The organism is Hyalangium minutum, assembly GCF_000737315.1.
In the GTDB taxonomy this organism is placed as follows: domain Bacteria; phylum Myxococcota; class Myxococcia; order Myxococcales; family Myxococcaceae; genus Hyalangium; species Hyalangium minutum.
Map to the genome: position 1 here is coordinate 406,278 of NZ_JMCB01000005.1, position 20,444 is coordinate 426,721.

Below are 20,444 nucleotides of genomic sequence, written 5' to 3' on the forward strand. Positions count from 1 at the left end.
CCGTTACTCCTTCTGCTGCCCGTAGGTCTTGAACTTCTCCAGCACGACAGCCATCTCGGCGTCGTCGAGCAACACGGGCTCACCTGCCTGAAGCGCCCGCAGGTACATGCTCGCGAGTGTCTCAACTTCGACGGCGACTTTGAAGGCGCTCGGCAAGTCTGGGCCCAGGGTGATGAGGCCGTGGTTGGCCAGTAAGCACGCCTTGCGGCCTTCGAGCGCGGCGACTGCGTGGCGGGACAGCTCCTCGGTGCCAAAGGTGGCGTAGGGAGCGCAGCGGATATCGGATCCACCCGCCACCGACACCATATAGTGGAAGGCAGGGATGGAGCGGCGCAGGCACGCGACGGCGGTGCTGTTCGGCGAGTGCGTGTGCAGCACCGCATTCACCTCGGGCCGCGAGGCGAGGATGTCTCGATGGAAGCGCCACTCGGAGGAGGGCCGCCGCGGGCCCTCATGGCTCCCATCGAAGCGCATGAGGACGATGTCCTCTGGGCGCAGCGCGTCGTATTCCATGCCGGTGGGGGTGACGAGGAAGCCGTCGGCCACACGGTGGCTGAGGTTGCCGGACGTGCCCTGATTGAGCCCTGAGGGGTTCAACCGCCGGGCGGTGGAGAGAATGGCTTCGCGCTGCCTGAAGTGAGGCAGCGGGCTCACGTCCCGGTTCCCCGCATCCGCTCGGGGAAGAGCGAGCGCAGCCCCTCGGGAGAGGCGGCGCACACCCCGCGCTCGGTGACGAGCGCCGTCACCAGCCGGGCCGGAGTGACATCGAAGCCGTAGTTGGCCGCGGGGCTGCCGGGAGGCGTGATGCGCACGGTGACGACGTCACCCGAGGGCAGCCGGCCGCTGATGTCGGTCAGCTCGGCGCCGTCGCGCTGCTCGATGGGAATGCCTCGCACGCCATCCTCGAGCGTCCAGTCGATGGTGGGAGACGGCAGCGCCACATAGAAGGGCACGCCGTTGTCCTTGGCCGCGAGCGCCTTCAGGTAGGTGCCAATCTTGTTGGCCACATCGCCTCGGGCAGTGGTGCGGTCCGTGCCGACGATGCACAAGTCCACGTGGCCGTGCTGCATGAGGTGGCCGCCCACGTTGTCGGCGATGACGGTGTGAGGGACGCCGTGCTGGCCCAACTCCCACGCGGTGAGGCTGGCGCCCTGGTTGCGAGGACGGGTCTCGTCCACCCAGACATGCACGGGGATGCCCGCGTCGTGCGCCAGATAGATGGGCGCGAGTGCGGTGCCCCAGTCCACGGTGGCCAGCCAGCCTGCGTTGCAGTGGGTGAGGATGTTGAGGCGGCCTTTCTGGCCCTTGCGCTCCCAGGCCTCGCGCAGGAGCGGCAGGCCCTGGGTGCCGATGCCGTGGTTGATGGCGACGTCCTCGTCGCACAGGGCGGCGGCACGGCGATACGCGGCGGAGGGGCGTTCGGAAGGAGCGCGCGGCTGCAGCGCGCGGCGCATCTCCTCCAGTGCCCAGCGCAGGTTGATGGCGGTGGGCCGAGTGGCGGCCAGCGTCGCGCAGGCCTTCTCCAGGTTTTCATCCGACGGGTTCACGCGGAGGGCGAGGCAGACGCCATATGCAGCGGCGGCACCAATGAGCGGAGCGCCTCGGAGCTGCATGGAGGTGATGGCATGAGCCACCGCCTCCATCGTGGTGAGCTGGGCCGTCACGAAGGCGTGCGGCAGGCGCGTCTGGTCGATGATGCCCACGGACCAGCCATCGGGCTCGACCCAGATGGTCCGCATCGGCTGGCCATGGACCTTCATTGCATCCTCCAGGCAGCCATCATGCCTCAGCGGGACAGAGCCAGCCGCTCAAGTTCCACCATCCCGAGAGTCTCCTGCCAGCCCGCCGTCCGGCGGTACGGGCACCCCTCCGTCTGCGGGCGACTCTCCTGGAAATGGAATGCCTGCATCCCGATAGTAGGCGCGGATCTCCTCGAAGGGGGCGCCCACCAGGTGATTCGGAACGGGGATGCTCGGCCTTGGCGGCTCCTCGCGGGGAAACCCATCGGGCTCAATGCCGACGAGCCGCCGCAGAATCCGGCCATCGGTGCTGATGGCGTAGCGGGCTCCGTCATCCAGTGCCCAGATGGTGGGTCGGCAAAATGAAAAATTGAAAGAGACACTTACGAAGATGATGTCTCCCTGGCGAATCACTTGATAAAGCTGTGCCTCCTGTCGATCTTGACAGCCATATTCTTGCCTGCCCGGAGGGATATAGTCATTCGCGGCAATCATGACGGCCCGAAGCGTGACGCCATCCAAATCATAGGGGGCGTTTGTCTCCCCGACGATGATGGGCCTCTGATTACCGAAATCAGGGAACCTGATGGACGTGTCGTTCCCGACCGGTATGGGCGAGGAATGTGGGGAGCGCCAACAAGCTGAGAAAGACACCAACGCCAGGAACCATCTGCCAAGACGGTGCACGAAGCTAGTTTTTCTCAAGGATATACCTTCCGTTGGCGAGCCTTTTGACAAGGCCCACATGCTCCATACGCCAGTCATCTTGTGAATGGTGCCATTTTACCATCTCGGTCGTCGCTGGGATGTACTCAAAGAACCCATCGCAAGTGGGGGACTCGAAATCATTCGAAGTAGAAAAGAACGCGATGACGGCGAGACGTACGTTGCCATCTCTCGTATTGATTTCAAATCCATGGGTCAATCCCATGTCTGTGATGTATCCAATATCCTTATTGGAGAGGATGTCTTCGAAAGGATGGTTGTGGAGCGCAAAGATGTACTTGAGGCTGGTGGGCGGGTAGCGCGGATCATTCACAAAGGGAGGGAGGTCACAGGTCTTCCTATCCTCGAGGTTCGGCTTGGATTGATCCGTCAGCAGGGTCATTTCGTACTTGTGGTCCGGCGTGTAATACAGCCAGGCGCAGTACTCGCTGGAGACCCGCCAGCGTATCTGGAAGTTCTGGCTCCCCACGCGGCCAGCCGTGGCGTTCGGCTTGGAGAGAATCAGCGGACAGGCCGCCATCAACGCCTGTGTATAGGACTCAAAAGGGCCGAAGCCGGGCATGGGGCCTGGCAGGCTCTGCAGGAACGGTTCCCCGGGCCCGGGGCGCACCACCCCGGGAATGGGCGTGGAGGGTGTACACCCCACGCCCCACAGCAGCAGGAATACCCAGAATTGGCGCAAGCAGGCCTCCCCTGAAGGGGGACTACTCGCGCATCAGCGCCGCGCCCCAGTGGAACCCGGCGCCCAGGCCCACGAAGCACACCAGGTCTCCCTCCTTCACCTTGCCGTTGCGGCGGCACTCGTCATAGGCGATGGGAATCGTCGCCGCTGTGGTGTTCCCGTAGCGCTGGATGTTGTTGTACACACGCTCGTCCGGCAGCTTCAGCGCCTTCTGCACCGCCTCGTTGATGCGCAGGTTGGCCTGGTGGGCGATCAGCATGTGGATGTCGTCCACCGTGACGCCCACCTTCTGGCAGACCTCGTGCACGGCCTCGGGCATCTTCGACACGGCCATCTTGAACACCGTGCGGCCGTCCATCGACGGCACGTAGCGCGCCTCCTTGATGTGCGTGTCGCCGCCCACGTACGGACGGTAGGCGAAGCCCGCCGAGGCCACGTACAGGCTCTCCGCCTTGCTGCCATCCGAGTGCAGCACGAAGCCCAGCAGGCCGCGCTCCGGGTTGTCCGTGGGGCCCAGCACCATGGCGCCCGCCGCGTCCCCGAACAGCGAGGTGCGGTCGCGGAACTTCGTGTTGAAGTCGTGCTCGTCCTTGGGCAGCTCGCCCTGGGCCTTGTCGGTGATCAGGTCAAACGCCTGCTTCGACCAGGGCATGAAGCCGGTGTGGACCTCGGCGCCCACGAACAGCAGCCGCTTGGCCGCGCCCGAACGGATCAGCGCGTCACACACCTGCAGGCCATAGATGAAGCCGCTGCACTGCTGGCGGATGTCCAGCGCCGGCACGTTGGCCAGCCCGAGCTTCGTTTGCAGCAGGCCGCCGCACCCCGGGAAGTAGTAGTCCGGGGTCATCGTGGCGAAGACGATGTAGTCGATCTCCTCGGGGGACACCTTCGCGTCCTCGAGCGCCTTGCGCGCGGCGCGCACGCCCAGGTCGCTCGTGGTGGTTCCCTCCTCGACGAAGTAGCGCTGCTCGATACCGGTGCGCTCGCGAATCCACTCATCCGAGGTGTCGCAGATCTTCGACAGGGCCTCGTTTTTGACGCAGTGCTCCCCAGTAACGAAGCCGCTTCCAAGAACTCGAGTAAAGGCAGTGGGCATGGGTCTCCTTGGCGGCCCGCTGCTTTATGCGGCCAGCACGGCGGGAGCAAGTACCCGTCACGTTCAGCGCCGCAGGACCCTCCCAGCCACGGCATCCAAGCGCTGCATCACGGCGGGGTCCCTTGCTTCGGGCGCGGTCATGATGGCGGTATCCAGGCAGGTCTGGCAGCCGTGCTTGCAAGGGCCCTGATGCCCGCCCAGCAAGGGGACGACCTTCTTGACGAGGGCGCGCGCCTTGCCCGCATTGGCCAGGAGCACGGAGACGACCTGGTCCACGGTGACGGCGTCATGGCCCGGGTGCCAGCAGTCGAAGTCCGTGACCATGGCCACCGTCGCGTAACAAATCTCCGCCTCCCGGGCGAGCTTGGCCTCGGGCATGTTCGTCATGCCGATGACGTCGCACTTCCAGTGCCGGTACAGCTCACTCTCGGCGAGCGAGGAGAACTGGGGCCCCTCCATGACGAGGTACGTGCCGCCGCGCTTCACGGTGATGTCCACGCCTTGGCTGGCGGCCATCACCGCGTCGCCGACGCGCGTGCACACGGGGTGGGCCATGGAGACGTGGGCCACGCAACCGGTGCCGAAGAAGCTCTTCTGCCGGGCGAAGGTCCGGTCGATGAACTGATCCACCACGACGAAGGTGCCGGGGGGCAGGTCCTCGCGCAGGCTGCCTACGGCCGAGAGCGAGAGGATGGTGGTGACACCGCTGCGCTTGAGCGCATCGATGTTGGCGCGGGAGTTCAGCTCGGAGGGCGGGATGCGGTGGCCTCGGCCGTGCCGGGGGAGGAACACCACGGGCTGGCCCTCGAGCGTGCCGAAGCACAGCTCATCCGAGGGCTCGCCAAAAGGCGATGACACCTTGCGCCAGGAGACATCCGTCAGGCCGTCGATCTGGTAGAGGCCGCTGCCGCCGATGACGCCAATGACAGGTTTGGAGGAGGTGGACATGGCGGCAGTCTTCTCCCCCAGGCCTCGGTGAGGCAACACCGAAGACGGCGGGCCGGGCCGGGCTGAGTGTTGATCCTGCGCCCCCGGTGCACGACCCCGGATCCATCGAGAGGCGAGAGGCGCGTCCTTACGTTGGATTCCCAATGGAGACCCAGGGGGAGCGGATGCACCACGGAACTGGAGGCCTCTGGCTGCTGGTCGCGCACTTGCGCTGGCTGAGCTTGCTGCTGGTCGCGGTCGTGGGCCTCGGAGAGGCCAGGGCCCAACAGGCGATGAGTGGAAGCGGGCGGCCAGCCAGCTCCCGCCTGGTGGACACGCCCTTCAAGAAGGCACCGCGGCCGATCATCGGAGCGATGCGTGTCCCGCGGGAGAGCTTGCCGCAGATCGAGAACTTCCAGCTCATGGGCTACAGCCCCTTGCCCAACCCCGGCGGCACCATCGCGCGAGGACTGAACGGTCCGATCGGCATCTCGGGGAATTGTCTGTACGTGGGCAGTCGCGTCGGCCGGAGGCCTGGGACGGGACCCGCGTTTGGCACGCCCGCCTTGCCGCCGGACGTGCTGATCGTGGACATCTCCAACCCGCGCAAGCCCACGGTGGTGGGCTCGTTCCCGACCCTCCTCAACGCCACCTCCCGCGAGCTGCGCACCATCCCGGATGCGAACACCCTCATCATCATGAACTTCCGGGAGACGGGGCTCGACCCCGGCGAGGGGAACAACTACCAGATCTATGACATCACCGACTGCCGCCGCCCCGTGCTCAAGCAGACGATCTCCCTGGGACAGGATCGGCCTCACGAGTTCTTCCTCTGGAGAGATCCCAAGGAGCGCACGCGCTTCCTGATCTACTCCTCCATCCATCTGGGGGAGGTGCATGAGCCCTCGGTGCGCGTCTTCGAGCTCCTCTCCCCGCCTTCAGGGCCGGTGAGCAGCACGCCGGTGGCCACCTTCACGCTCGCGCCAGCGGTCCCGCACCAGGAGCCCGTGGCTCCTTCCGAGTACCGCGATGACCACTTCATCTTCGATCCGGGAGGCAAGCCGTCCGTCCAGCGCAACAACGTCCACTCCATGTCCGTCTCTCCCGACGGCTCGCGGGTGTACGTGGCCAACATTCATGCGGGCTACTACATCCTGGACAGCACGCGGCTGGCTCAGAAGCTGCCGTGCAAGCGTGACACGGTCACCGAGGACGAGCGGAGCAACACCGATCCCAACCTCTGCCTGCGCAAGCTCAACCCCGATCCGAAAGCACGGATCGACATGACACCGCCCTACGGGTGGACGGAACACTCGGCCTATGCCGTGCCGGGCAGGCCGTACCTGCTGGTGTCGGGCGAGCGCAATGGCACCGACACCTGCCCCTGGAGCGTGGGCACCATCCTGGACATCTCCAACGAGAAGGCTCCTCAGTTCGTCTCGCGCTACCTGGTGCCCGAGAACCTGGAGGCGAACTGCTTCGTGGGCGGCCCTGGAGACCCGGCGCTGAGGCGGGAGTTCTCTCCGCACCAGCAGCTGGTCTTTTCCAACCTCTTCTTCATCTCCTGGTACTCGGCGGGGCTGCGCGCTTGGGACATCGCCAACCCCGTTCTCCCGATGGAGGTGGGCGTCTTCGTGCCTCGGCCCGCGGAGCAGATAGTGGAGCGCTTCCGAGACAGCCCCGACGTGTGGATGTGGTCTCACCCGTTGCTCTACAACGGCTACATCTACGTCGCGGACGTCAACAACGGCCTGTACGTGCTGCGCTACAAAGGGCCTCGCTGCGATGAGGTGCCGAAACTGGGCCTCTTCATGAGCAACACGAACTTCCAGCTTCCGCCCGCGCAGCCTCCTGGCGCCGGCCATGCCTGTCCCTGAGTGAGCGCGCAGTCGTCTCTCGGCGCGCTCAGCCCGCGCTCTTCTTGGCCGCCGCAGCCAGTTCCGCTGCGGCCTCGGGGGCCTGCGTGGGGTAGGTGAGCTCTTCCGTGGCGGCCTCGGGCTGTGGCGTGAACCCCGCCTCGTTGGGGATCACCAGCAGCACGACCAGGGCGGGGACCATGGCGATCGTGGTGAAGATGAAGAAGGAGGGCCAGCTCACGGACTCGGCCAGGAAGCCCGAGAAGGCGCCCAGCAACTGCATGGGCACCGCACCCAGGCTGGACAGCAGCGCGTATTGGGTGGCGGAGAACTTCTTGTTGCACAGCGCCGTCATGAAGACGGTGATGGCGGCGCCGCCCATGCCCCCCGTGAAGTTGTCTGCTCCCACGGTGAGCGCGAGGAAGTAGGGGTCGGCTCCCCGGGCTTGGAGCGCGATGTAGAGCAGGTTGGTGAGCGCCTGGGCGGCACCAAAGAGGAACAGGCCCCGCCGCAGGCCGATCTTGATCAGCAGCATGCCGCCGATCAGCGCGCCGCTGATAGCGCCAGCCATGCCCACGCCCTTCTGGATGGCACCCAGTTGCGTGTTGGTGAAGCCCAGCTTCAGGATGAACGAGGTCGTCATCCGGAATGCGATGGCATCACCCACGCGGAACAGGATGAGGAAGGCCAGGAGGGTGATCGGCACCCAGTAGCGCTTGATGACGTTGCCGAGAGACCGACGGTTTTCGTGCGTGGTCAGCGCGCGCGCGTAGCGCCCGAAGAAGTCCAGGAACGGGTGCACCACCGCCGTGACGAGTGTTGGCGGGGACTGAGTCTTCGTGGGCTCGGGAGCGAGCAGGGTGGCGATGATGCCCACGGACATGAGCGCGCCCATGGCGGCATAGCTGTACTTCCAGCCGATGATGTCCGAGAGGGTGAGCGCGCCCGCCATCGCGAAGAGCATTCCGATGCGGTAGCCGAGGGTGAAGGTGGGCACGCCCAGCGCGCGCTCCTCCACGCTGAGCAGGTCGGTCCGGTAGGCATCCGCGACGATGTCCTGGCTGGCGGAGAAGAAGGCCACCAGGGCGGCCAGGGCGGCCATGGTCCAAGCGTCCTCGCGCGGGTTCACCTGGCCCATGGCGAAGAGGGCGGCGGCGAGCAGCACCTGTGTCACCAGCATCCAGCCGCGCCGCCGGCCCAGGAAGGGCGGGTAGTAGCGGTCCATCAGCGGGGACCAGAGGAACTTGAACGTGTAGGAGGTGCCCACCAGCGAGAAGATGCCGATGGTCTTCAGGGACACGCCCTCGTTGGTCATCCACGCCGCCAGCGTGCTGCTGGTCAGGTAGAGCGGCAGGCCGGACGAGAAGCCCATGGCCAGCATCAGCCACACGCGGGGGCTCTTCAGGACGGTCAGGAGGGAAGGTGAGGACATAGGTAGGCCGGGGGACGCACTCTACGCCTTCCGCTTCACTTCGCACGATTGAGGGCTCGGAAGGAGTGCCCGCTCGGCTGCCCTGAGGCGGCGCGGCCGTCCGGTAGCGGATAGAGGGAGAGGGGGCGGGCTCAAAAGAAGTCCCATCCCCGGACGTCCTGCGGATTGTGACGTGAAACTGGCTCCCGCCCATGGCTCCCCCTAGATTCGCCGCCCGCGACGCGGGGCACTCGAGGGGAGCTCGTTGAAGCAAGGCATCGAACTCGACAACGTGGGGCGGACGGTCGGCGGGGAGATGTACCTCGCGGACATCCACCTGAAGCTCGAACCGGGCTCGTTCAACATCCTGCTGGGGCGCACCCGGGCGGGGAAGACGTCCCTGCTTCGGCTGATGGCCGGGCTGGACCGGCCCACCTCGGGCTCCATCCGCTTCGATGGAGTGGATGTGACGCGCTGGGACGTGCGCCGCCGCAACGTGGCCATGGTGTACCAGCAGTTCGTCAACTACCCCTCGCTCACCGTCTACGAGAACATCGCCTCTCCGCTCCGGCTGGCCGGCAAGCTGAGCAAGCAGGAGATCGACAAGCGCGTGCGCGACACCGCTGCGGTGCTCCGGCTGGAGCCCTTCCTGGACCGGCTCCCAGCCGAGCTGAGCGGCGGACAGCAGCAGCGCACGGCCATGGCGCGCGCGCTGGTGAAGGACGCCTCGCTGCTGCTGCTGGACGAGCCGCTGGCGAACCTGGACTACAAGCTGCGCGAGGAGCTGCGCACGGAGATGCGGCACATCTTCCGGGATCGGCCCGCGGTCATCGTCTATGCGACCACGGAGCCCACGGAGGCACTGTTGCTCGGTGGCCGCACGGCGGTGCTGCACGAGGGGCGGCTGCTGCAGGTGGGCCCCACGCTGGAGGTCTACCAGTCGCCCGCCACGGAGCGCGTGGGCCAGGTCTTCAGCGATCCGCAGATGAACCTGTGGGAGGTGGAGGTGTCCGGCACGGAGGCTCGGCTGTCACCCGACGTGACGCTGCCGTTGAGCGGGCACCTTCGTTCGCTGGCGCCCGGGAAGTACCGGCTGGGCTTGCGCGCCCACCATCTGAGGCTCGCGCCCGAGTCGGCCTCGGACGTGCGTCTGACCGCGCGGGTGGAGGTGGAGGAGGTGAGCGGCTCGGAGACGCTGGTCCACGCGACGCACGAGCGGCTCACCGTCACCGCGCAGGTGGAGGGCATCCATCGGCACCCGTTCGGCACGCAACTGGATCTCTTCCTCGCGCCGTCGAGGGTGTTCGCGTTCAGTCCGGAAGGGCGCCTGATGGCTGCTCCTCCCGCGTCCCGCCAGGAGGCCACACATGGCGCGCATTGAGCTGCGGGGCGTGGGGCACTCGTATGTGGCGTCCCCCGCGTCCGACAAGGACTGGGCGCTGCGGCCGCTGGAGCTCGTCTGGCAGGATGGCGGGGCGTACGCGCTCTTGGGACCCTCGGGCTGCGGGAAGACGACGCTGCTCAACATCATCTCCGGCCTGCTGCGGCCCACGCGGGGGCAGGTGCTCATCAACGGCGTGGATGTGACGGTGGCTCCGCCACAGGAGCGCAACATCGCCCAGGTGTTCCAGTTCCCGGTCATCTACGACACGATGACGGTGGCCGAGAACCTGGCCTTCCCGCTGCGCAACCGGGGCGTGAGCCCGTCCGAGACACGGACGCGCGTCGAGGAGGTGGCCGAGCTGCTGGAGCTCACGGGTGAGCTGAAGCGGCGGGCCAGCGGGCTCTCGGCGGACATGCGGCAGCGCATCTCGCTGGGGCGAGGACTGGTGCGCAAGGACGTGGCGGCCATCCTCCTGGACGAGCCGCTCACGGTGATTGATCCGCACGTGAAGTGGCTGCTGCGCCGCAAGCTGAAGCAGGTGCACGAGAGCCTGAAGGTGACGCTCGTGTACGTGACGCACGATCAGGTGGAGGCGCTGACGCTGGCCGATCAGGTGGTGGTGATGAACCTGGGCCGGGTGATGCAGGTGGGCACGCCACAGGAGCTCTTCGAGCGCCCGGCGGAGACCTTCGTGGGCTACTTCATCGGCAGCCCGGGCATGAACCTGCTGCCATGCGCGGTGGAGGAGGGCGCGGTGGTGGTGGAGGGACATCGGCTTCCGCTGTCCGCGGAGGTGAGCGCGAAGGCGAAGGCGAGCGGGGGCGAGCTGAGGCTCGGCATCCGTCCGGAGTTCGTACGCCGGGTGCCGGAGGGCACACCCTCCGCGCTGCGCGTGGAGGTGTCACAAGTGGAGGACCTGGGGCGCTACCGAATCGCGACGGCGAAGCTGGGGCAGCAGGTGGTGAAGGTTCGGCTGCCGGAGGAGGAGCGGCTCGCTGCGGGAGAGAGCTGTTGGCTGGAGTTCCCGGCGAAGTGGACCACCCTCTACGTGGACGGCCGCGCCGTCACCTGAGCGCAGGGAGGAGAGGACTTGGACAAGCCGACGAATAACCGCGCCTGGTTCATGGTGGTGCCCGTGCTGGTGGTGGTGGCCTTCAGCGCCGTCATCCCGCTGATGACGGTGGTGAACTACTCGGTGCAGGACATCCTCGGCCCGGACCAGCACGTGTTCGTGGGGACCGAGTGGTTCCGCAAGGTGCTCAGAGACCCCGAGCTGCACGGCGCGCTGCGGCGGCAGCTCGGCTACTCGCTGGCGGTGCTGGCCATTGAGATTCCGCTGGGCATCGCGCTGGCGCTGGTGCTGCCCATGAAGGGGCGGGCGGCCTCGGTGAGCCTGGTGGTGCTGGCGCTGCCGCTGCTCATCCCATGGAACGTGGTGGGCACCATCTGGCAGATCTTCGCGCGCGGGGACATCGGCCTGCTGGGCGTGGTCATCAACAAGCTGGGCTTTGACTACAACTACACGGCGGACGCGCTGGACGCGTGGCTCACCGTGCTGGCCATGGACGTGTGGCACTGGACGCCGCTGGTGGCGCTGCTGTGCTACGCGGGCCTGCGTGCAATCCCCGAGGCCTTCTACCAGGCGGCTCGCATCGACGGCGCCTCGGCGTGGGCCACGTTCCGCTACATCCAGCTGCCCCGGCTGCGCGGCGTGCTGACCATCGCCGTGCTGCTGCGCTTCATGGACAGCTTCATGATCTACACGGAGCCCTTCGTGCTCACGGGCGGCGGGCCGGGCAACGCCACCACCTTCCTCAGCCAGTACCTCACGCGGCAGGCGGTGGGGCAGTTCGACCTGGGGCCCGCAGCGGCGTTCTCGCTGATCTACTTCCTGGTGGTGCTGCTGTTCAGCTACGTCTTCTACACTGCGATGACGCACGCGGGGCAGGGACAGACCCGATGAGACTGTCCCGCTTCGCCGTCCCGCTCTACCTGCTGCTGAGCCTGATTCCGGTGTACTGGCTGCTGGGCATGTCGCTGAAGACGAACGAGGAGATCCTCGGACCCTTCACGCTGTTCCCTCGCGCGCCCACCCTGGCCAATTACCTCGTCATCTTCACGGATCCGGACTGGCGCCAGGGCTACATCAACTCGCTCACGTATGTGGCCATCAACACCGTGCTGTCCGTGCTGCTGGCGCTGCCGGCGGCGTACGCGTTCTCGCGCTACCGGTTCCTGGGGGACACCCACCTGTTCTTCTGGCTGCTGAGCAACCGCATGGCGCCGCCGGCGGTGTTCCTGCTGCCCTTCTTCCAGCTCTACTCGAGCATCGGCCTGTTCGACACGCCGTGGGCCGTGGCGCTGGCGCACATGCTCTTCACCGTGCCGCTGGCGGTGTGGATCCTCGAGGGCTTCATGTCCGGGGTGCCCCGGGAGATTGACGAGACGGCCTTCATCGACGGCTACAGCTTCCCTCGCTTCTTCGTGCGCATCTTCCTGCCGCTGGTGCGCTCGGGCGTGGGAGTGACGGCGTTCTTCTGCTTCATGTTCTCGTGGGTGGAGCTGCTGCTGGCGCGCACGCTCACCTCGGTGGACACCAAGCCCATCGCCGCCACCATGACGCGCACGGTGAGCGCGGCCGGTATGGACTGGGGCGTGCTCGCGGCGGCGGGTGTTCTCACGCTGGTGCCGGGAGCCATCGTCATCTACTTCGTGCGCAACTACATCGCCAAGGGCTTCGCCCTGGGGAGGGTGTGAGCCGCCATGGATCTCCAGTGGATGGCGTGGACGTTCGAGACGGCGGTGTTCTTCGCCGTCATCGCGGCGCTCATCGCCGCCTATACCGTGTGGGGCGTGGTGTCGCCGTCGGTGCCCCGGCGCGGATTTCTGCCCATGCCCACCACCCGAGGGGACCGGCTGTTCCTCGGGCTGATGGGCAGCGCGTGGATCAACCTCGCGTGGCTGGGCCTGACGGAAGCTTCGCAGTGGGTTGCTGTCATGCTGTCTGTGCTGTTCATGCTCGTCATCGGAAGATGGGGGTAATCTTGAAGAACGTATTGAGAAGCGCCCTGGCCGTGGCCGTGGCTGTCTCCTTCACCGGATGTAAGAAGGAGTCCAAGGAGGAAACACCCAAGACGGAGGCCGCGCAGCAGCAGGCGCCCGCGGCCGAGGACACCGCCGCGCTGGAGAAGGCCGCGGAGAAGTGGGTGGACTCGGAGTTCCAGCCCTCCACGCTCACGCGCGAGCAGCAGCTGGCCGAGCTGAAGTGGTTCCGGGACGCGGCCAAGCCATTCCGGGGGCAGACGATCAACGTCGTCTCCGAGACGATCGACACCCACGTCTATGAGTCCAAGACGCTGGCCAAGGCCTTCGAGGAGATCACTGGCATCAAGGTGAAGCACGACCTGATCCAGGAAGGCGACGTCATCGAGAAGCTGCAGACGCAGATGCAGACGGGCAAGAGCATCTACGACATGTACGTGAACGACAGCGACCTGATCGGAACGCACTTCCGCTACGGGTTCGTGGTGCCGCTGTCGGACTTCATGACGGGCGAGGGCAAGGACGTGACGCTGCCCACGCTCGACGTGGACGACTTCATGGGGAAGAGCTTCGTCACGGCGCCGGACGAGAAGATGTACCAGCTGCCGGACCAGCAGTTCGCCAACCTGTACTGGTTCCGGGCGGACTGGTTCGCGCGGCCGGACCTGAAGGAGAAGTTCAAGAAGAAGTACGGCTACGAGCTGGGCGTGCCGGTGAACTGGAGCGCGTACGAGGACATCGCGAACTTCTTCTCGAACGACGTGAAGGAGATCGACGGTGTCCGGGTGTACGGGCACATGGACTACGGCAAGAAGGATCCGTCGCTCGGCTGGCGCTTCACGGACGCGTGGCTGTCCATGGCGGGAGTGGGCGACAAGGGCATCCCGAATGGCAACCCGGTGGACGAGTGGGGCATCCGTGTGGAGGGCTGCAACCCGGCGGGCTCGTCGGTGTCTCGCGGCGGTGAGGCGAACGGGCCGGCGGCGGTGTACGCGCTGACGAAGTACATCGACTGGCTGAAGAAGTTCGCGCCGCCGGAGGCCTCGGGCATGACGTTCTCCGAGGCGGGACCGGTGCCCGGGCAGGGCAACGTGGCGCAGCAGATCTTCTGGTACACGGGCTTCACGGCGGCGCTGACGAAGCCGGGGCTGGCGGTCGTGAACGCGGACGGGACGCCGAAGTGGCGCATGGCGCCCTCGCCGCACGGCCCGTACTGGCAGGACGGGATGAAGCTGGGCTACCAGGACACGGGCTCGTGGACGATGCTGAACAGCACGCCGCTGGAGCGCCGGAAGATGGCGTGGCTGTACGCGCAGTTCACGGTGGCGAAGACGACGTCGCTGAAGAAGTTCCTGGTGGGCCTGACGCCCATTCGTGACTCGGACATCCGGTCGGAGCACGTGACGAAGGTGGCGGACAAGCTGGGCGGTCTGGTGGAGTTCTACCGGAGCCCGGCGCGCGTGGCGTGGACGCCGACGGGGACGAACGTGCCGGACTACCCGAAGCTGGCGCAGCTCTGGTGGCAGAACGTGAGCCTGGCGGTGACGGGCGAGCAGACGCCGCAGGGGGCGATGGACAAGCTGGCCAAGGAGATGGACGACGTGCTGGCGCGCCTGGAGCGCGCGGGCATGAAGAACTGCCCGCCGAAGCTGAACCCGGAGAAGGATCCGAAGGAGTGGCTGTCGGCGGACAAGGCGCCGCACCAGAAGCTGGCCAACGAGAAGCCGAAGGGCGAGACGGTGCCCTACGAGCAGCTGCTGCAGGCCTGGAAGGAAGGCCGGGTGAAGTAACGCCTGAGGCCTGAGGGGCGGCGGGCTTCATGCTCGCCGCCTTCTGCTGCCACCTTGTAGCCGCGGCTGTATCGGGCCAGCTACATCCCGGGGGGGGCGTTCTTGGCGAAGGGTGCCATCTGGGCCGCCAGCGCCTTCTGGAAGGCGGGCCGCGCCTCGCAGCGCTGATGGTAGGCCGCGAGCACCGGGTACTTCGCGAGCAGCTCCGTGTGGCGCATGATGCGCAGCACCGAGGACATCATCAGGTCGCCCGCGGTGAAGCGCTCCTCCAGGTACTCCCGGCCTTCCATCCAGCGGGCCAGGTCCTGGAGCCGGCCCTGCAGCGTCTCGAGCGCCGAGGGCCGCCGCTGCTTCGCCCACTCCTCCTTGGCGAAGAACAGGTCGAGCGACGTGTAGTTCTGCACGTGCTGCTCCAGCGAGTTCAGCGCCGCGAAGATCCACGTCTTCGTGCGCGCCCGGGCGTTCGGCTCGGACGGCATCAGCGCCTCGGACTTCTCGGCGATGTGCAGGACGATGGCGCCGGACTCGAAGAGCACCAGCCCGTCCTCCTCATAGACGGGGACCTGCCCGAAGGGCTGCATGCGGCGATAGCTCTCCGTCTTCTGATCCTCGAATCCGATCAGCCGCTCCTCATACGGAAGTCCCGCCTCGTCCAGCGCCCAGCGCACGCGAAGATCTCGCACCAGTCCCTGGGCAAAGGGCGGTACCCAACGGAATGCAGTGACCCGGATCACGCTCGTCTCGCTTTTTGTCTCTACGGTGTGGGGCGCGCAGCATGCCCCACGGGCCTCTGCCTGTCGTGGCGAAGGGGAGACAGCGCGGATTGGGGGACCGCTAGGGATGAGGGAAAATCACGATTGACGCTGTGAGAGCCCAACCGCTAAGCCGCTTGCCACATCTTCATCGAAGGAGCGGTCCATTGGCGTCGCTTGACCTGAAGGCGTGGTTGCCCGGTGTGTGTCTCCTCGTGCTGGTGGCCTGCGGTGAGGAGCGCCCGTCCCCGCTGCCCGCGCAGCTGCCCGAGGAAGCCGCAGAGGGCTTGCCCCGGGCGGCGCCCCCCCGTGTCTTCCAGCTGGAGCGCGCGAATCAGGGGCCGTACCTGGAGCGCACCGTGGAGCGCTTCCGTGCCGTCTCCTCGTCCACGGAGGTGAAGTCCGTGCTCTGGAGCGCCAGCGGAGGCAAGCTGGAGACTCAGGGCCTTCAGGCCACGTGGACCTTGCCCCGGGCGGGAGACGCCTCGCTCACCCTCACCGCCGAGACGCAGGACGGCGCCCAGCTCACGGAGACCTACCAGTTCCGCGTGTCCGCGGAGGTCTCCAGCCTGCCCGAGGGCGCCTCGTCCAATGTCCCGCTCGCGCCGGTGGCCGTGGACACCTCGAGCGATACGACGGGTTCGATGTGTGACCTGGCGTTCGACCCGGCCGGCAACGGCCACCTCATCTATGACCGCTATCCTCACAACTCCATCTGGTACGGCTTCTGGAATGGAACCACCTGGAACACTCAGCAGGTGGACGGCCTGGGCTTCAACACCGGGGGCTCCTTCCAGGGGCCCATGGCCCTCGCGGTGGATCCCACGGGCAAGCCCCACATCGTCTACGTGATGGCGGGCAGGGGCGTGTGGTACGCCACGCTCTCGGGAACGACCTGGATTCGCGAGCGGATCGATCCTGTGGCCTTGCCGCCCATGAACGTTCCGAGCGTCGGAATCGCCCTGGATCCCTCTCAGGGCAACCGCCCCACCATTGCGTATGGCTACTACGGTCCGATTCCCAGCGGGGGCAACGGCTACCGGACCGTTGTGGCTTACCGTACCGGAACAGCCGCGTGGACCACCTCCCTGCTCACGTTCCCCACGGCCTCGGTCTCCACGGACCAGGAATTCCATGGCGAGCTGCTTTTTGACCCCACGGGGACGCTCTATATGACTGTGGGTGACTTCTCTCTCGGGACGTGGAAGGCGCCCTCGACCGTGGCCGTCGTGGAGTTCTCCAACAACGCCATCTACGCCTCCGAACATATCTCCCTGGCGAGGACGACCGCCGGACACGTGCTGATGCGCTGGGATGGGTATCTCCTGGATGTGACGATTGCTTCTCCGCTGTCCGCATCCACGGGCCGGCTGTCTCTCATCGAGCCCGCTGCGAGCTACGTGGGCGATCTCATCTTTGCCTCGGGCAAGCCGCAGGAGGTTCACCTCCACGGTAGCCGCCTGGAGTTCGTCGCCCCCGGCGCGGACAACTACTGGACCTATACGGATCTGGGGACTGCGGCCTCCAGCGCGCGGATCGCCCTCGCGCAGCGCCCGACGACGGGCGTGGTTCACTTCTGCTACCAGTCCGGCTCGAAGGTGACGTTCCAGTAGGGACTACCTTATGTCCTCACGCTTCGTCTGGGTGTTCGTGCTCGTGGCGTTGGCGGGCTGCAAGGGGGATCCGTCGGAGCCGCCGGAGCCTCCTGTGCAGGAGAATGCGGTGCCCGCCGCCAGCATCCTCTCGCCCGAGGAGGGGGCCACGCTGCGGGGCGCGGGCCCGCATGAGCTGGTGGGCTCGGGCAGTGATGCCGAGGATGGCAGCCTGAGCGGCGCGGCCCTGCGCTGGTCCTCCAATGTCGACGGCGAGCTGGGCACGGGCAGCCTCGTGCGCGCCAGGCTCTCCGCGGGCGAGCACCGGCTCAGCCTGGACGTCACCGACTCCGGGGGGAAGCAGGCCCGTGCGCAGATCTCCGTCACCGTCGTCATCGAGGATCAGCCTCCGGTGGTGGCGATCGAGTCTCCCACCGCGGGTGCTTCCCTGGTGGAGGGGACTCCCATCCCGCTGCGCGGGACGGCCATGGATCCCGAGACAGGGCCACTGTCCGGGGCGGCGCTCACCTGGATCTCGGACCGGTCCGGTGCCATTGGCACGGGGACGCAGCTCTCCTGGACGGGCGCGGCCCGGGGGACCCACCGCTTGCTGCTGACGGCCGTGGATCCCGCGGGCAAGGCAGGCTACGCGAGCGTCACGGTGAACGTCGTCCCTCCGGGGACGAATCAGCAGCCCGTGGTGACCCTCTCGCAGCCCTCCGATGGCGCGCAGCTGCTCACGACCCAGACTGTCACGTTGCAGGGCAGCGCGACGGATGCGGAGGACGGCGTGCTGGGGGACAGCGCGCTCGCATGGAGCTCCAGCCGGGACGGGAGCCTGGGAGCGGGCCGCCAGCGGAGTGTGACGCTCTCGGCCGGCACGCACACGTTGACGCTCACCGCCACGGACTCGCTGGGCGCGGCGGCGAGCGCCTCGGTGCTGGTGACCGTCACTGCCCCGGGGCAGACGGCGCCCACCGTCACCATCACCCGGCCCACCAATGGCTTCACGCTCTTCGAGGGCACGCCCCTCACCCTCGAGGGCACGGCCACGGATGCGGAGGACGGCCCCTTGACGGGCGCGGCTCTGCGCTGGTCCTCCAGCATCGCCGGAGCTCTGGGGACCGGCAGCCCGCTCACGGTGCCGGGGCTGGCAGCGGGCTCGCACGAGCTGCTCCTCACCGCCCGGGACAGCTCGGGTGCCGAGAGCGCCGCGCGCATCCGCGTCGAGGTGCTCCCCAGCAACAGCGCGCCCACCGTGCAGATCACCTCGCCCGCCACGGGCTCCCACTTCACCGTGGGGAGCACGGTGGCTTTGCGCGGGGCGGCGCAGGATCCCGAGGATGGGGTGCTCACGGGCAACCGCCTGACCTGGCAGTCCAACCTGGGGGGCACGCTGGGGCAGGGCACCTCGCTCGATGTGGCCTCGCTGGTCGAGGGCACGCACCAGATCTCCCTGACGGCCCTGGACTCCGGTGGCCGGGCGGCCAGCGCCACCCTCCAGATCATCATGGACCCAGCGCCCGTGAGGCTGCCGCCCGTGGCCCGGCTCACGGGACCTGCTCAGGCCGAGGCGCTTCGCCCGGTCACCTTCGACGGCGCTACCTCCAGCGATCCGGATGGCACCATCACGAGCTACCGCTTCGACTTCGGGGACGCGACTGCGCCCGTGAGCGGCACGGCCGCGCAGGCCTCGCACACCTACCTCACCCCGGGCACGTACACCGTGACGCTGGGGGTGACGGACAATGATGGGCTGCAGTCCACGGCGACACGCACCGTCACCGTGACGCCCTACGTCCGAGTCCCAGAGGTGGTGGCCGAGGGCGTCGAGTCCTTCGGTTCCGCGTGCCAACTGGAGATGCGCGGCGCGGTGGCGCATCTGGCCTTCCGCGGAGGGATACACCCCTCGCTGTGGTACGGCACGCTCACGGGCACCACGTGGGCCATGGTGCAGGTGGATGGCATGGGGTTCAACACGGGCGGCCTGGTCGAGTCGTCCCTGGCGATGGCCGTCGCGGCGGATGGGACGCCGCACCTGGCGTACTCCCTCGCGGGCCGAGGGGTCTGGTACGCCACCCGCTCCAACTCCAGTGGTGTGTGGATCCGCGAGCGCGTGGACTCCGCCACGGTGCCGTCTCAGCCGGGCGCGCAGCTCTCCATTTCCCTGGATCCTTCGAGTGGCCAGCGGCCCACCATCGTCTATGGCTGGTACGGCAGCGTGCCGTCGGTGGGGACGGTGTGGCGCACGGCGGTGGCCTTCCGGACGGGCACGGCGGCGTGGACGGGGGAGGTGGTGTCCTTCCCGCTCGGGACCAACGCGGGCCAGCCGCCTCTGGGCGAGGCCACGTTCAGCCCCACGGGGACGCTCTTCATCCCTTATGGCGCCAACCTGTTGGGAGCCTGGAAGAGCGGGAGCGCGGCGCAGGCGCTGGCGCTGCCGGCGAACCTGACCGGCACGAGGATCTCCACGACCTGGGCACCCGCGGGGCCGCTGGTCCTGAGCGCAAATGGGCTGCACCGGGTGGTGCTCGCCAATCCCGTGAGCGCCAGCACGGTGACCCTGTCTGCGGTGGAGGGCTTCTCGCTGTCGCAGTTCTCCGTTGCCGTGGACTCGGGGGGCGCTCCCCGGCTGGCCTTCACCCACGGCGGCGAGCTGGAGGTGGCTCGGCCAGGCACGGACAACTATTGGTCTCGCACGGAGAACCTGGGGGCGGTGGACAGTGGGGAGATTGATGCCGCAGTGGACGGGGCAGGCGAGACGCGGGCGTGCTTCTTCCGAGCAGGCAAGGTGCTCTTGTACTGAGCTGAGAGGTGGGGTGATTCACGCGGGGAATGGGTGGCTGCTACACTGGGAGAATGCTTCCCCGCGCTCTCGTCCCCACCGTGCTCTTCGCTGCGGTCCTCTGGCCGCTGCGGGCGCTCGCGTGCATCAACTCGATGGACGCCAGCTCCATCTTCACCGCCCACACCGTCTGGACTGACTTGATCGTCTGGACCGTGGGGGCGGTGTTCTTGAATCAAGTCGTCATCGCGAATGTGAGAGCCCCCGCCGTCGAGGGACAGCCTGCGCCCTCTCGGTTCCGCAAGGCCTTCTTCCTTCTCGTGGGCGCTTGCCTCGTCCTGGTGATGGGTGTGGTGTCGGCCGGTGGGCCGCTCCTCAACTTCGGCGAGATCAAAATGTCCACGTGCCTGTTCGACCGCAGATTCCTGCTGCTGATGATGGGCAGTCCCGCCGTGGTCTTCGTTCTGCACTCCGTGCTCTTCCAGCGGCTGAGCCGGTGGTTGTTTAGCGGAGACAGGCTTGTCACCCTCGTAACCCTGGTGGTCTCCTCGGTCTTGCTGGCGGTAGGGGTGGACATGGTGCGTGAGTCGATCCTCCTCCCCAAGCTCTGCGGAGCCACGTCGTACCTCCTCTTCGGGCACAGCCAGTACTGAGTCGCTGCC

At 67.1% G+C, this 20,444-nt stretch carries 17 protein-coding genes; 10 read left to right on the top strand and 7 right to left on the bottom strand.

The window, feature by feature from the left end; translation table 11 throughout:
* Nucleotides 1-3: 3 nt before the first annotated feature.
* The 5 genes from DB31_RS15185 to DB31_RS15205 form a co-directional block, all read right to left on the bottom strand.
* Nucleotides 4-654: a class II aldolase/adducin family protein gene (locus DB31_RS15185; RefSeq protein WP_044187958.1), complete on the bottom strand. Its 651-nt coding sequence runs from the start codon at nt 652-654 to the stop codon at nt 4-6.
* Complete coding sequence (gene mtnA, locus DB31_RS15190; RefSeq protein WP_044187960.1) at nt 651-1,760, bottom strand: S-methyl-5-thioribose-1-phosphate isomerase; 1,110 nt, start codon at nt 1,758-1,760, stop codon at nt 651-653. The genes DB31_RS15185 and mtnA overlap by 4 nt, the downstream gene beginning before the upstream one ends.
* A gap of 670 nt (nt 1,761-2,430) precedes the next feature.
* Nucleotides 2,431-3,147, bottom strand: a complete 717-nt coding sequence (locus DB31_RS15195) for a hypothetical protein (protein ID WP_240486704.1) — start codon at nt 3,145-3,147, stop codon at nt 2,431-2,433.
* Between the two features lie 22 nt (nt 3,148-3,169).
* On the bottom strand, nt 3,170-4,243 hold the full coding sequence (locus tag DB31_RS15200; protein ID WP_044187961.1) for a 3-oxoacyl-ACP synthase III family protein: 1,074 nt from the start codon (nt 4,241-4,243) through the stop codon (nt 3,170-3,172).
* A 63-nt stretch (nt 4,244-4,306) separates the two neighbouring features.
* Nucleotides 4,307-5,191 (bottom strand): S-methyl-5'-thioadenosine phosphorylase, encoded by an 885-nt coding sequence (locus DB31_RS15205; protein WP_044187963.1) that lies wholly within the window; start codon nt 5,189-5,191, stop codon nt 4,307-4,309.
* Between the two features lie 164 nt (nt 5,192-5,355).
* On the opposite strand from DB31_RS15205, the gene DB31_RS15210 reads away from it, so the two are divergent.
* Nucleotides 5,356-7,047 (top strand): LVIVD repeat-containing protein, encoded by a 1,692-nt coding sequence (locus DB31_RS15210; RefSeq protein WP_169787051.1) that lies wholly within the window; start codon nt 5,356-5,358, stop codon nt 7,045-7,047.
* 28 nt (nt 7,048-7,075) lie between these two features.
* Here the strand turns inward: DB31_RS15210 and DB31_RS15215 are convergent, their stop codons facing one another.
* Entirely contained in the window at nt 7,076-8,458 is a 1,383-nt protein-coding gene (locus DB31_RS15215) for an AmpG family muropeptide MFS transporter (protein WP_044187967.1), read from the bottom strand.
* Nucleotides 8,459-8,702: 244 nt separating this feature from the next.
* Here DB31_RS15215 and DB31_RS15220 point away from each other — a divergent pair, with 244 nt between their 5' ends.
* From DB31_RS15220 to DB31_RS15245, 6 genes are read left to right on the top strand one after another with little or no spacing between them, the layout of a single operon-like run.
* Nucleotides 8,703-9,818, top strand: coding sequence for an ABC transporter ATP-binding protein (locus DB31_RS15220; protein ID WP_240486705.1), 1,116 nt, complete (start codon nt 8,703-8,705; stop codon nt 9,816-9,818).
* Nucleotides 9,805-10,893: an ABC transporter ATP-binding protein gene (locus tag DB31_RS15225; protein ID WP_044187969.1), complete on the top strand. Its 1,089-nt coding sequence runs from the start codon at nt 9,805-9,807 to the stop codon at nt 10,891-10,893. Before DB31_RS15220 ends, DB31_RS15225 begins: the two co-directional genes overlap by 14 nt.
* Nucleotides 10,894-10,911: 18 nt before the next feature.
* Entirely contained in the window at nt 10,912-11,784 is an 873-nt protein-coding gene (locus DB31_RS15230) for a carbohydrate ABC transporter permease (RefSeq protein WP_044187970.1), read from the top strand.
* Nucleotides 11,781-12,578: a carbohydrate ABC transporter permease gene (locus tag DB31_RS15235; RefSeq protein ID WP_044187971.1), complete on the top strand. Its 798-nt coding sequence runs from the start codon at nt 11,781-11,783 to the stop codon at nt 12,576-12,578. Before DB31_RS15230 ends, DB31_RS15235 begins: the two co-directional genes overlap by 4 nt.
* A gap of 6 nt (nt 12,579-12,584) precedes the next feature.
* Nucleotides 12,585-12,863: a DUF2160 domain-containing protein gene (locus tag DB31_RS15240; protein ID WP_044187972.1), complete on the top strand. Its 279-nt coding sequence runs from the start codon at nt 12,585-12,587 to the stop codon at nt 12,861-12,863.
* Between the two features lie 2 nt (nt 12,864-12,865).
* Nucleotides 12,866-14,653, top strand: a complete 1,788-nt coding sequence (locus tag DB31_RS15245) for an ABC transporter substrate-binding protein (RefSeq protein WP_240486706.1) — start codon at nt 12,866-12,868, stop codon at nt 14,651-14,653.
* Between the two features lie 80 nt (nt 14,654-14,733).
* On the opposite strand, the gene DB31_RS15250 is transcribed toward DB31_RS15245, so the two are convergent.
* Complete coding sequence (locus DB31_RS15250; RefSeq protein ID WP_044187976.1) at nt 14,734-15,387, bottom strand: glutathione S-transferase family protein; 654 nt, start codon at nt 15,385-15,387, stop codon at nt 14,734-14,736.
* A 185-nt stretch (nt 15,388-15,572) separates the two neighbouring features.
* Here DB31_RS15250 and DB31_RS15255 point away from each other — a divergent pair, with 185 nt between their 5' ends.
* From DB31_RS15255 to DB31_RS15265, 3 genes are read left to right on the top strand one after another with little or no spacing between them, the layout of a single operon-like run.
* Nucleotides 15,573-17,018: a PQQ-dependent sugar dehydrogenase family protein gene (locus DB31_RS15255; RefSeq protein ID WP_044187978.1), complete on the top strand. Its 1,446-nt coding sequence runs from the start codon at nt 15,573-15,575 to the stop codon at nt 17,016-17,018.
* A 10-nt stretch (nt 17,019-17,028) separates the two neighbouring features.
* Nucleotides 17,029-19,803, top strand: a complete 2,775-nt coding sequence (locus DB31_RS15260; RefSeq protein ID WP_044187980.1) for a PKD domain-containing protein — start codon at nt 17,029-17,031, stop codon at nt 19,801-19,803.
* A 53-nt stretch (nt 19,804-19,856) separates the two neighbouring features.
* A complete protein-coding gene (locus DB31_RS15265) occupies nt 19,857-20,435 on the top strand; it encodes a hypothetical protein (protein WP_157231994.1) in 579 nt (192 codons plus the stop codon).
* The last annotated feature ends 9 nt before the right edge of the window (nt 20,436-20,444 follow it).